This window comes from Rufibacter immobilis, from assembly GCF_003721565.1.
GTDB classification, from domain to species: Bacteria; Bacteroidota; Bacteroidia; order Cytophagales; family Hymenobacteraceae; genus Nibribacter; species Nibribacter immobilis.
The window spans coordinates 69,877-82,219 of record NZ_RJJE01000017.1; the positions used below are offsets into that span (position 1 = coordinate 69,877).

At 51.2% G+C, this 12,343-nt stretch carries 10 protein-coding genes; 7 read left to right on the forward strand and 3 right to left on the reverse strand.

What is annotated here, in order from left to right; all coding sequences use genetic code 11:
- The first annotated feature begins 33 nt into the window (after positions 1-33).
- The 7 genes from murD to ftsZ are packed head-to-tail and all read left to right on the forward strand — an operon-like array spanning position 34 to position 8,674.
- Positions 34-1,386 (forward strand): UDP-N-acetylmuramoyl-L-alanine--D-glutamate ligase, encoded by a 1,353-nt coding sequence (gene murD / locus EFA69_RS13130; protein ID WP_123133583.1) that lies wholly within the window; start codon positions 34-36, stop codon positions 1,384-1,386.
- Complete coding sequence (locus tag EFA69_RS13135) at positions 1,383-2,552, forward strand: FtsW/RodA/SpoVE family cell cycle protein (RefSeq protein ID WP_123133584.1); 1,170 nt, start codon at positions 1,383-1,385, stop codon at positions 2,550-2,552. Before murD ends, EFA69_RS13135 begins: the two co-directional genes overlap by 4 nt.
- On the forward strand, positions 2,542-3,648 hold the full coding sequence (gene murG / locus EFA69_RS13140) for an undecaprenyldiphospho-muramoylpentapeptide beta-N-acetylglucosaminyltransferase (RefSeq protein WP_123133585.1): 1,107 nt from the start codon (positions 2,542-2,544) through the stop codon (positions 3,646-3,648). Before EFA69_RS13135 ends, murG begins: the two co-directional genes overlap by 11 nt.
- Positions 3,645-5,054, forward strand: a complete 1,410-nt coding sequence (gene murC, locus EFA69_RS13145; RefSeq protein WP_123133586.1) for a UDP-N-acetylmuramate--L-alanine ligase — start codon at positions 3,645-3,647, stop codon at positions 5,052-5,054. Before murG ends, murC begins: the two co-directional genes overlap by 4 nt.
- Positions 5,041-5,802: a cell division protein FtsQ/DivIB gene (locus EFA69_RS13150; protein WP_123133587.1), complete on the forward strand. Its 762-nt coding sequence runs from the start codon at positions 5,041-5,043 to the stop codon at positions 5,800-5,802. Before murC ends, EFA69_RS13150 begins: the two co-directional genes overlap by 14 nt.
- An 8-nt stretch (positions 5,803-5,810) precedes the next feature.
- On the forward strand, positions 5,811-7,145 hold the full coding sequence (ftsA, locus tag EFA69_RS13155) for a cell division protein FtsA (protein ID WP_123133588.1): 1,335 nt from the start codon (positions 5,811-5,813) through the stop codon (positions 7,143-7,145).
- A gap of 23 nt (positions 7,146-7,168) precedes the next feature.
- Positions 7,169-8,674 carry a cell division protein FtsZ gene (gene ftsZ, locus EFA69_RS13160; protein ID WP_123133589.1) on the forward strand — a complete coding sequence of 502 codons (1,506 nt, stop codon included), beginning with the start codon at positions 7,169-7,171 and terminating at the stop codon, positions 8,672-8,674.
- A 144-nt stretch (positions 8,675-8,818) separates the two neighbouring features.
- Here the strand turns inward: ftsZ and EFA69_RS13165 are convergent, their stop codons facing one another.
- The 3 genes from EFA69_RS13165 to EFA69_RS13175 all read right to left on the reverse strand — a co-directional run bounded on the left by EFA69_RS13165 (position 8,819) and on the right by EFA69_RS13175 (position 12,337).
- Positions 8,819-9,343, reverse strand: coding sequence for an NADPH-dependent FMN reductase (locus EFA69_RS13165; protein ID WP_123133590.1), 525 nt, complete (start codon positions 9,341-9,343; stop codon positions 8,819-8,821).
- 185 nt (positions 9,344-9,528) lie between these two features.
- The gene (locus EFA69_RS13170) at positions 9,529-10,281 is read right to left on the reverse strand and encodes a succinate dehydrogenase/fumarate reductase iron-sulfur subunit (protein ID WP_123133591.1); all 753 of its coding nucleotides are present in this window, start codon (positions 10,279-10,281) and stop codon (positions 9,529-9,531) included.
- 142 nt (positions 10,282-10,423) lie between these two features.
- On the reverse strand, positions 10,424-12,337 hold the full coding sequence (locus EFA69_RS13175; protein ID WP_123133592.1) for a fumarate reductase/succinate dehydrogenase flavoprotein subunit: 1,914 nt from the start codon (positions 12,335-12,337) through the stop codon (positions 10,424-10,426).
- Positions 12,338-12,343: the final 6 nt, after the last annotated feature.

Genomic DNA, 12,343 nt, shown 5'->3' on the forward strand with positions numbered 1-12,343 from the left:
GAGCCCCTAAACGGAAAACATAAAACAAAAGCAATGCAGAAAATAGCCATACTAGGAGCAGGGGAGAGCGGCGTGGGAGCAGCCTTGTTGGCGCAGGCCAAGGGCTATGACGTGTTCGTCTCAGACAGAGGTTCCATTGCGGAAAAATACCGGCAGCAGCTTTCTCAGGCGCAGATTCCCTTTGAGGAGGGAACGCACTCGCTGGGGCAGATTTTCGCGGCCGCTGAAATTGTCAAAAGCCCCGGTATTCCAGAAACCGCCCCGGTCATTGCCGGAGCGCTGGAGAGAAACATCCCCGTGATTTCAGAGATTGAGTTCGCGGGCAGGTACGCCCAGGGCCGGTTTATCTGCATTACCGGTACCAACGGCAAAACCACCACCACCCTGCTGACTTACCATTTCCTGAAAAGCGCTGGTTTAAAAGTAGCGCTGGCCGGCAACGTGGGTGAGAGCCTGGCGGGAAAAGTGCTGGAAGGCGGCTATGATTACTATGTGGTGGAACTGAGCAGCTTCCAGTTAGACAATATGTATGCGTTCAAAGCGCACATTGGCATTCTGCTCAACATCACCCCAGACCATCTGGACCGCTATGGTTACCACATGGATAATTACGCAGCCGCCAAATTCCGCATTGCGCAGAACATGACGGCTGCTGATTTTTTCCTGTACAACCAGGATGATGCCCAGATCCAGAAGTACCGCGCTGCGCACCAGGTGCCGGGCACGCAGGTAGCCTTCGGGTTGAAAGAAGCCGAAGGATTAGCCTTAAGATTGGAAGGAAATGCGATTAGCGCCTCTTTTTCCCAAATTGAGGCAAAAGTAGATGTTGCCAAATCACCATTGATTGGGCAGCATAACCAATACAATACCATGGCCGCCGTGGGAGCTGCTTTGCTGGTTGGCATCGCGCCCGCGCAGATTGAAGCCGCCCTGGGTACGTTCCGGAACGCTGATCATCGGCTCCAGCCGGTGGGGGAGATAGAAGGCGTACGCTTCATCAATGACTCCAAGGCCACCAACGTGGAAGCGGTTTGGTATGCCCTGGACGGTATTCAGCAGCCCATTGTGTGGATAGTGGGCGGTACAGACAAAGGCAATGATTATTCCACGCTGTCGCCGTTGGTGCGGCAGAAAGTAAAAGCCATTGTGTGCCTGGGGGTGGACAACAGCAAGATTAGAGCCGCTTTTTCCCAAATCTGCCCAAAACTAGCCGAGACGCAGGACGTGAACGAGGCCGTAGACTTGGCTAAAAACTTCGCCCAGGCGGGAGATGTGGTGGTGCTTTCACCGGCCTGCGCCAGCTTTGACTTGTTTAAGAATTATGAACACCGGGGCCGGGCATTCGCCGAGGCAGTAGCCGCCCTCCAACGTACTGTAGCGTCATGAACCCTATCAAAAACTGGCTTCGCGAAAACCTGAAAGGCGATCCCATTCTGTGGGGGATTGTCTTGGCGTTTGCGCTCATCAGTATTGCCGTGGTGTACTCGGCCACGGGCACGCTCGCGTACAAGAAAATGGGCGGGAATACAGAATATTACCTGTTCAAGCACTCCAGCCTTATCTTCATAGGGTTGGCCTTTGTTTGGCTGGCGCACAAGATCAATTACCGCTATTACGCCAAACTGAGTCTGGTAGCCCTCATTTTCTCGGTGCCCCTGCTCATTTATACCTACCTCAAGGGCTCTAACATCAATGAAGCTTCGCGCTGGCTAACCATTCCCATCATCAACCAGACGTTCCAGCCTTCTGATTTGGCCAAACTGGCTTTGATCTCTTATCTGGCCAGCATCCTGAGCAAGCGCCAGATGAACATTGAATCCAAACAGACCTTGATTCCGCTGTTTCTATGGAGCGGTCTTATCTGCGGGCTCATTGCCATGAGTAATATCTCCACGGGTTTGCTCCTGTTCCTGACCTGTCTGCTGCTGATGTTCATTGGCCGGATTCCCATGAAATCTATCATGGTCATGATTCTGGTGGGGGCTTTGTTCGGTTCTATCGCCTTGGCATTGGGGCAACGGATGCAGACCGCCATCAGCCGGATTGAGAATTTCATGGACCCCAATGATACGGTCTTCCAGCTGGAGCAGTCCTACATTGCCATTGCTACGGGTGGGGTGTTGGGCAAGGGACCGGGTAATTCAGACCAGCGCAACGTGTTGCCGCACCCTTACTCAGACTTTATCTACGCCATCATCATTGAAGAGTACGGCATGTTGGGCGGAGCCGTGGTGTTGTTCCTGTACCTGGCCTTTCTGTACCGGGGGATGATTGCGGTGGCCAATAGTTTGGGAGCCTTTGGAGGGCTGCTGTCGGCGGGCATCAGCTTCAGCCTGGTCATTCAGGCTATGGTGAACATGGGCGTGGCCGTTGGCCTAGGCCCCATCACCGGTTTGCCGCTGCCCTTGCTCAGTATGGGGGGGACTTCCTTGATCTTCACCGGGATTTCCATTGGAATTATCCTGAGTGTGAGCCGCAGTGAGCATGAAGCCAAACTGGCCTCAGCGCCTGCCGTGAATAAACCTGTTAATGTTCTGACGAATGCCGGATAAACAATACAGATTCATCATCAGTGGTGGCGGAACGGGTGGACATATCTACCCGGCCATTGCCATTGCCAATGAAATTAAACGGCTGCACCCAACGGCAGAAATCTTGTTTGTTGGGGCGCAGGGCCGAATGGAAATGACACGGGTGCCCGAAGCCGGTTACAAAATCATAGGTCTCTGGATCAGTGGTTTACAGCGGCGCCTTACGGTAGACAACCTGTCTTTTCCGCTCAAGGTGATTTCCAGCATCCGGAAAGCCTACAAAATCATCAAAGACTTTAAGCCAGATGCCGTAGTGGGCGTGGGCGGCTACGCGAGTGGGCCTTTGTTGTATGCTGCCACCAAAATGGAGATTCCGTCCCTTATTCAGGAACAGAATTCCCATGCTGGTATCACGAACAAGCTGTTGGCGAACAAGGTAGACAAAGTGTGCGTGGCCTATGACAGCATGTACAGGTATTTCCCTAACGCTAAGATTGTCCTAACCGGTAACCCGGTGCGCCGCGACATTACCGAGCTGGAGGGGAAGAAGTCAGAAGCCATGGAGTTATTCGGACTTGCCCCTCACCGACCTACTTTTTTGGTAATTGGGGGAAGTTTGGGAGCACGGACTTTAAATCAAAGCACGGGATCAGCGCTGGAGAAAATCAAGGAGGCCGGTTATAACCTCATTTGGCAAACCGGTAAGCTTTATTTCCCGGAGGCGGAAGCCGCTGCGAAAGCCTTTCCGGCAGATCAGGTCAAAGCCTTTGACTTCATCAGAAAAATGGATTTGGCGTACGCCGCCGCCGATGTAGTGATTTCCCGGGCGGGGGCGCTCTCTATCTCTGAGTTGTGCCTGGCCCAGAAGCCATCCATTTTAGTTCCGTCGCCCAACGTGGCGGAAGACCACCAGACTAAAAACGCGATGGCCTTGGTGCAAAAAGAGGCCGCCGTCTTAGTAAAGGATGTAGAAGCGGCACAGTACTTGTGGCCTGCTGCCTTTGCCTTGGCAAAGGATGCAGCAAAACAGCAGTTGCTGCGGAAGAATATTGCTCAATTGGCCAAGCCACATGCCGCCGAAGACATTGTTCAGGAACTTTTGAAACTTATAAAATGAATCTGCACCAATACCGACATATCTACTTCCTGGGGATAGGAGGCATTGGGATGAGCGCCATTGCCCGATGGTTTTTGGCCAAAGGATTCGCCGTGGCCGGATATGACCGCACGCTAACCCCTCTAACCAAGCAATTGGAAACAGAGGGAGCCCGTATTCACTTTGAAGATGACGTAGCGTTGATACCAGCGTCCTTCAAAGAGAAAAAGACAGAGACACTGGTGATCTTAACACCTGCGGTGCCTGTCACTCATAAAGAACGGCAGTTTCTGGAACAGGAGGGTTTTACCATTATGAAACGCTCCCAGGTGTTAGGTCTGCTCACTCAGGACCAATATTTGGTGGCAGTGGCGGGCACCCATGGTAAAACTACCACATCCAGCATGGTGGCGCACCTGTTGCACCACGCCGGAGTTTCCACCTCTGCCTTTTTGGGAGGAATTTCCACTAATCTGGGTTCCAATCTGTTGTTGCCTCATCAAGAGGAAGAGCGGGCCTTGGCAGTGGTAGAGGCCGATGAGTATGACCGTTCTTTCCTGACGCTGCACCCAGACATTGCCATTGTTACGTCCACAGATCCAGATCATTTGGACATTTATGGCGAAAAGGAAGCCTTGGTAGAGTCTTTCCGGCAATTTGTGCGGCAGATTAAGCCCAATGGCTATTTACTGCTAAACCATACTGCAGACCAAACCTTAGCCGATGCGGTAGACCCAACGGTGCAGGTAATCCGGTACGGATTGGAAGGAGAGGAACTTTGCGCCACTTCCGTTACCATTGCAGAGGGGACTATGCATTTTTCTGCTCAGGGTAGAAATTTACAACTGTCCCAAGCTGCTTTGCAGGTGCCTGGTTTCCATAATGTAGAGAATGCATTGGCCGCAGTGCAGGCAGTTTCACTTTTAGATGTGTCTGCTGACGAGTTAAGAAACGGTATCGCAGCTTATACCGGAGTAAAGAGACGGTTTGAAAAGGTAGCTTCCTGCGGAGACAAAATCTTCTTAGATGATTACGCGCACCACCCCCGGGAAATAGAGGCATTCCTACGTTCGGTGCGGGCGCTGTACCCCCAGAGAAAATTGCGGGTGATTTTCCAGCCCCACTTGTTTACCCGTACCCGTGACTTTCTGGAAGGTTTCGCCCAGAGTTTGTGTCTGGCAGATGAGGTCTGGCTGCTGGAGATCTATCCGGCCCGTGAACTACCTATAGCCGGCGTTACTTCCCAACTTCTCTTTGACCAGTTGCCTTGCCAAAATAAAAAGCTTTTGGCTAAAGAAGATGTGCTAAAGGTGTTGGCAAAAGATTTGGATTTTAATGTGTTGGCCACAGTGGGGGCAGGGGACATAGACACCTTGGTCCCAGAGATAAAAAAGCTATTGGAGGAGAAGGCCCATGTTTTGGAATAGAAAGGTCAAAGCGCTTTTATTTGCGGTATTTTGCCTGGCAGGCTTTATTTTTCTGGCAGGTTTCTCTAAAGCCAGGCAAGAGCAAAAAATATGTAAAAAAGTCAATATTAAAATTGATAATGAGTATAACAATTACTTTCTTAGTGATTCAGAAGTGATGGCGCTGCTGACCCGCAATGGAAGTCAGCCACTCACAGGTATGAAAAAAAATGAGATTGACCTCAAGCGGCTTGAAATGCGAATCAAATCGCATAAATTTGTAAAGCAAGCAGAGGTCTCTCGTGATCTGGAAGGGAATATCAACGTCACAATACAGCAGAACAGGCCCATCGCCCGGCTGCTCAGCACTGAGAAGGACGTGTACGTGGACGAAGAAGGAAATCAGCTTCCTTTGTCTGCGCTGTATACGGCCCATGTTATTCCCGTGACAGCCTCTTTGGGAAGATCCGCCAAAGCCAGTTCCTTTTTTCAGGACTCTGTAGGAAGAGAGTATCTCTCTCTGCTGCAGTTTATAGAAAAAGACGCCTTTTGGAATGCCCAGCTTGCCCACATGGACATTGACCAGAAGGGGAAAGTGAGTTTTTTGACACAGGTGGGAAACCAACGCATTGAATTTGGAAAGCCGGTAGAGGTGCAGGAAAAATTCAGGAAACTTTTCATCTTCTATAAAGAAGTGATGCCCGTGGTCGGCTGGGACAGGTACAGCCGCTTAAATGTAGAGTACAAGGATCAGATTATTTGTGAATAGTTAATGATATGACGCAGAACGACAAAATAGTTGTAGGCTTAGACATTGGAACAACCAAAATTTGCGCGCTGGTAGGTAGGAAGAACGAGTACGGTAAACTAGAGATCCTTGGCTTGGGCAAAGCAGTATCTGAAGGGGTAGTGCGGGGCATGGTCAGCAATATAGATAAAACTGTTGAGGCTATCCGGAAGGCGATCAGGCAAGCCGAGGAGCAGTCTGGCATTGATATCAAAGTGGTGAACGTGGGCATTGCCGGGCAGCATATCAAGAGCCTGCAGCACAACGGCAGCATTACGCGCACGTCATTGGACAGTGAGATCACCGTGGAAGACGTGAACCGCCTTACCAATGACATGTACCGTCTGGTTACCCCGCCGGGCAGCGAGATCATCCATGTAATGCCACAAGATTATAAAGTGGATTATGAGGATGGGATCATGGACCCCGTGGGTATGTCTGGCGTGCGTTTAGAGGGTAACTTCCATATCATTACGGCGCAGTCTAACGCGGTAAACAACATCACCAAATGCATTACCCGCGCCGGTCTTGAGATTGATCAGCTTATTCTGGAGCCTCTGGCGTCTTGCATGTCTGTGCTGAGTGAAGAGGAGCGGGAAGCAGGCGTAGCGCTCATTGACATTGGAGGCGGTACCACAGATTTGGCCATCTTCAAAGACAATATCATTCGTCATACCGCAGTTTTGCCTTTTGGGGGCAATATCATTACCTCAGATATCAAGCAAGGCTGTATGGTGATGCAAAACCAGGCAGAGCAGCTGAAGGTGCGGTTTGGGAAGGCGATTGCCGATGAAGCCTCTGAAAATGAAGTAGTTTCCATCCCTGGATTGCGTGATCGGACCCCCAAAGAAATTTCCTTGAAAAATCTTGCTTTTATCATAGAAGCTAGAATGGAGGAAATTGTTGAACTCGTTTACTCAGAAATTGTTAGGAGCGGGTATGCCAATCAGTTAGCGGCGGGCGTTGTGATTACCGGAGGCGGTGCGCAACTGCAGAATTTGGTGCAATTGGTAGAGTATTTGACTGGCCTTGATGCCCGTATCGGATATCCGAATGAGCATTTGGGTAAGAGCAAGATAGACTCTGTGAAGAGCCCCATGTATGCGACCACCGTTGGCTTGGTTTTAGCAGGCTACCAGGCGCTGGATGAGCGGATTAACCGCTATACCCAGATTGCCGCCAATAGCAACGTAGAGAACCGGGTGGTAAATGAAGTCAAACCAGTTCAGAAAACCAGTGGTGGCAGTGACTTCTTCAAGAGGATCTTTGAGCGCACCAAAGGCATGCTGATCGATGATTTTGACGACAAGCAACAGAACTATTAACGCGTAATTTCAGGAGAGATAACATGAGTGTTTCATCGTACAAGTTTGAAGTGCCATCACACTCCAAATCCATCATCAAGGTAATTGGTGTTGGCGGAGGGGGAAGCAATGCCGTGAACCACATGTTCAACCAAGGCATTAAGGACGTGGAGTTTGTGGTGTGCAATACCGATGAACAAGCCTTAAAAAGCAGCAGCGTACCTAATAAACTTCAGATTGGAACCACCCTTACCGAAGGTTTGGGGGCAGGTGCCAACCCGGAGCGTGGTAAGCAGGCCGCCTTAGAAAGCAAAGAGGAAATACGGGAACTGCTGGGAGCGCATACCAAAATGGTCTTCATCACGGCTGGAATGGGTGGTGGTACCGGTACTGGTGCCGCTCCGGTTATTGCCAAAGTGGCCAAAGAACTAGACATTCTTACCGTAGGCATTGTAACTGCTCCGTTTGCTTTTGAAGGAAAAAAGAAGCGCCTAGCCGCTGACAATGGTATCAAAGAACTCAGCGAGAACTGTGATACCGTTCTGGTTATCTTGAATGACAAATTGCGCGAAATGTTCGGGAACCTACCCATAAGGTCTGCGTTCGCGAAAGCTGATAATGTCTTAACCACCGCTGCCAAAAGTATTGCCGAGATCATTACCGTAACCTCTGAGGTGAACGTTGACTTTGAAGACGTGAAAACGGTGATGAAAGACTCTGGCGCTGCCGTAATGGGCTCTGCCATCACAGAAGGCGAGAACCGTGCGCTGCGTGCCGCCGAGGAATCTCTTTCTTCTCCGTTGCTGAACAACACTGACATTCACGGAGCGCAGAAGATTCTCCTTTCCATTATGTCTGGTGATCAGGCTGAACTGGAAATGGATGAGCTTACGGAGATCACAGACTACATCCAGGAGAAAGCCGGCGATGATTCTGAGGTGATCTTTGGCCATGGCATTGATTCCAGCTTAGGAGCCAGCATTAGAGTTACGGTGATTGCGACAGGTTTTGCCCGTGAAATGGTTAGCCTTCCGCAGCCAAAAAAGACCGTTGAGGCCGGGGGACCACCCATCGGAGCAACTGCGCCTCAGGCTGTAACTGAAATAGTTACAGAGCCAATCGCTCCGGTTGTGTCTACTACCTATACTGTGGCTCCGCCCGCAACCGCCAACCAGTTGGTAGTGAACGAGCCCGTGCGGCAACCTGCTCCGGTGGTAGACAACAACAAGATCATTTTTGACCTAGACTCCAGCAACGAGCTATTCACCCCAGCTTTTGAAGAAGAGCCAGAGGTGCCCGCTATCCAGAACGTGGTGGACCCTATGCAGTCAAAAATTGAGGAGCGCCGGGCCCGTCTGCGCAAATTGAGCACCGATGCTTATTCAGATGCCTCTATCAAAGAGAAGCTGGAGGTGCCTGCCTATCTGCGCAGAAATATTCAGTTGGAGAATGTGGTGCCGTCTGCCGAGCAGAAGATTTCCCGCTTCAACCTGAACGATGACAACGAGCTACTTGGAGACAACCGTTTCCTGCACGATAATGTAGACTAGGCGTTTAGCGCCTCTTTTTCAAAAATAAGCCCCGAAACAGAAAGCTGCTTCGGGGCTTATTTTTTGCTATGCTTTCAAGGAACCCAGTTTGGTCCTGTTTTTAGAAAAACGGCCGCTAAACGTAAAAGTAGGACCGCAGTTTCTTTAGAATGAAAGAAACTCCTCTATCTGCTCTTCCAGTAACTGGAGGTAAAGCGGATTGGTGAATGCTCCCTCTTGCAGATGTTTGTGTATAAAGGGAAGGCGGGGTTTCTGCGCCAATACATGCAAACCGCAATAGTGCAGCACATCAGTTAAGTGGCTAAGGGCAATGTTTCCGCCCTGACTCCCGGTGGAGAGGCCCACCAAAGCCCCTTTCTTTCGGCGTAAGGCATGCGGATATTCCAGTCCATCGATAAAAGCTTTGAGAACCCCAGGATAAGAACAGTTGTACTCTGGAACGATGAACACTATTTTCTGTACATCGGCCACCCGCTGGCGTAGCGCCATAAACTCCTGGGAGTACAGTTCGCGCTTGTAAAGGGAAGGAGAGGCAAAATCCAGGGGGAGTTCCTGCAAATCAAGAATCTCAGACGCTTGATTTCGGGCTGTAAGTAAACTTTGGTATAGTTTGGCTACCTTAAGGGTGATGGAGTTAGGCCTGTTGGTGCCAGATATAATCAGTATCATCAGGTTAGGGCTTGGGCTTGTATAACCACTAAAGTAGGGCTAAAGTTACAGGTATTTCCACGCAAAGCCCCATGGTTGAAGTAAACCAGCTTTGCGTTTAGCGGCTCTTTTTCTGAAATCCTGCCTAAAACAAAAAGCCGAAGCCTTGGGTGAGGCTTCGGCTTTTTTGAAGAGAGCTGCGGCGCTTACACGTTCTCAGACGTGAAAGAAGCACCAATGTACTCGCGGTTCAGCATCGCGATGTTCTCCAGGGAGATACCTACCGGGCATTCGGCGGCGCAGGAACCAATGTTGGTACAAGCCCCAAAACCTTCTTTGTCCATCTGGGCCACCATGTTCTCCACACGCGTTTTACGCTCCACTTGACCTTGCGGCAACATAGCCAGCTGAGATACTTTGGCAGAGGTGAATAGCATGGCAGAACCGTTCTTACACGCCGCCACGCAGGCACCGCACTGAATACAGGTGGCGGCATCAAACGCTTTGTCAGCGATTGGCTTAGGAATAGGAATCTCGTTGGCGTCTGGAACCCCACCGGTGTTCACAGAAATGTAACCACCCGCTTGTTGAATACGGTCTAAGGCTGAACGGTCTACGCAAAGGTCTTTCAGGATAGGGAACGGGCCGGCTCTCCAAGGCTCAATGGTGATGGTGTCACCGTCAGAGAACTTACGCATGTGCAGCTGGCAGGTGGTAGTACCACGCTCTGGGCCGTGCGCCCGTCCGTTAATGTAGAGACTGCACATTCCGCAGATACCTTCGCGGCAGTCATGGTCAAACGCGATAGGATCTACGCCGCTACGGAGCAGGTCTTCGTTCAGCACGTCCATCATCTCCAGGAAAGACATTTCCGGGGAGATATCTTTTACTTGATATGTTTCCAGTGTACCAGCCGCCTGGGAGTTCTTCTGTCTCCACACTCTCAGCGTCAGGTTCATTGGTTTGCTGTTAGGATTATTACCAGCCATTTTCTTTCTAATTAAGAATTAAGAATCTGGAATTAGGAGTGGAGGAAAGGGATGGGCGCAGCGTTTGCTGATTTTACCCATTCATTCTCCACTCCTAATTCTTAATCATTCATTATTTGTAGCTACGCTGCGTCAGTTTCACATTCTCAAACTTCAGCTCCTCTTTGTGCAGCACGGCGGGCTGGTTAGGACCAGTGTATTGCCAAGCGGCCACATAGGTGTAGTTCTCATCATCACGGAGGGCTTCGTTCTCTGGGGTCTGGTATTCTTCCCGGAAGTGACCGCCGCAAGACTCGTTACGGTTCAAGGCATCATCTACCATCAGTTCTCCCAGTTCCAGGAAGTCGGCCACGCGGCCCGCTTTCTCCAGGGTGATGTTCAGCTCCTCGTTCGTGCCTAGGATTTTTACATCACTCCAGAACGCTTCGCGGAGTTTTCTGATCTCCTGCTTGGCGTACTGCAAGCCTTCGGCGTTACGGGCCATACCGCAGTAATCCCACATGATGTGGCCTAATGCCTTGTGGAAATCATCTACGGTACGGCTTCCGTTGATGCTTAGAAGTTTGTCTACATCGGCGCGAACGGCGGCTTCGGCTTCTTTGAAAGCAGGGTGGCTGGTTTCAATGCGGGTAGTAGGGTTCTGCGCCAGGTAATCGCCAATGGTGTAAGGAATCACGAAATACCCGTCGGCCAAACCTTGCATGAGGGCAGAAGCTCCTAAGCGGTTGGCGCCGTGGTCTGAGAAATTACACTCACCAGTGGCATACAAGCCGGGCACGGTGGTCATGAGGTTATAGTCAACCCAAAGACCGCCCATGGTGTAGTGTACCGCCGGATAGATGCGCATGGGTTGCTCATACGGATTCTCGCCGGTGATCTTGGCGTACATGTCAAAGAGGTTGCCGTACTTCTGGCTGATTTTTTCTAAACCTTCGCGTTTGATGGCATCTGCGAAGTCAAGATAAACGGCCAGCTTGGTGGTTCCTACGCCGCGTCCTTCGTCGCAGGCCAGTTTGGCGTTACGCGAAGCCACGTCACGCGGCACCAAGTTCCCGAAGGATGGATATTTACGCTCCAGGAAGTAATCACGCTCGTCTTCCGGGATCTGACCCGGAGCACGGTTATCGCCTACGGCTTTAGGAACCCAAACGCGTCCATCGTTCCGAAGTGATTCAGACATCAGGGTCAGTTTAGACTGATAGCCGCCCGATACCGGGATACAGGTAGGGTGAATCTGGGTGAAGCAAGGGTTGGCGAAGAACGCACCTTTCTTGTAGGCTCTCCAGGCCGCTGTGGCGTTGGACCCCATGGCATTGGTAGAAAGGTAGAACACGTTGCCGTAACCACCGGTGGCCAGAATCACGGCATGGGCGCTATGTGATTCAATTTTACCAGTGATTAAGTGGCGCGTGATGATACCGCGGGCTTTGCCGTCTACCATCACCAGGTCCAGCATCTCGGTACGTGGGTACATCTTCACTTTTCCGTAGGCAATCTGACGGTTAAGGGCAGAATAGGCACCTAACAGCAGCTGCTGGCCCGTTTGGCCCCGGGCGTAGAAAGTACGGCTTACCTGCGCACCCCCGAAGGAACGGTTCGCCAGTAATCCGCCGTACTCCCGCGCGAAAGGAACCCCCTGCGCCACGCACTGGTCAATGATGTTCACGCTCACCTGGGCCAGACGGTATACGTTGGCTTCACGGGCGCGGTAGTCACCGCCTTTGATGGTGTCATAGAACAGGCGGTACACGCTGTCACCGTCGTTCTGGTAGTTCTTAGCGGCGTTGATACCCCCTTGCGCGGCAATAGAGTGGGCGCGGCGTGGGCTGTCCTGGTAGCAGAACGCCTTTACGTTGTAACCCAGCTCGGCTAAGGTGGCGGCGGCGGAAGCTCCGGCCAGACCGGTTCCCACCACAATGATATCGTATTTACGTTTGTTCGCTGGGTTCACCAGCTTCACATTGAATTTATGCTTGTCCCATTTCTCGGCCAATGGCCCTTCGGGAATTTTTGAATCTAGAATCATAGCGTA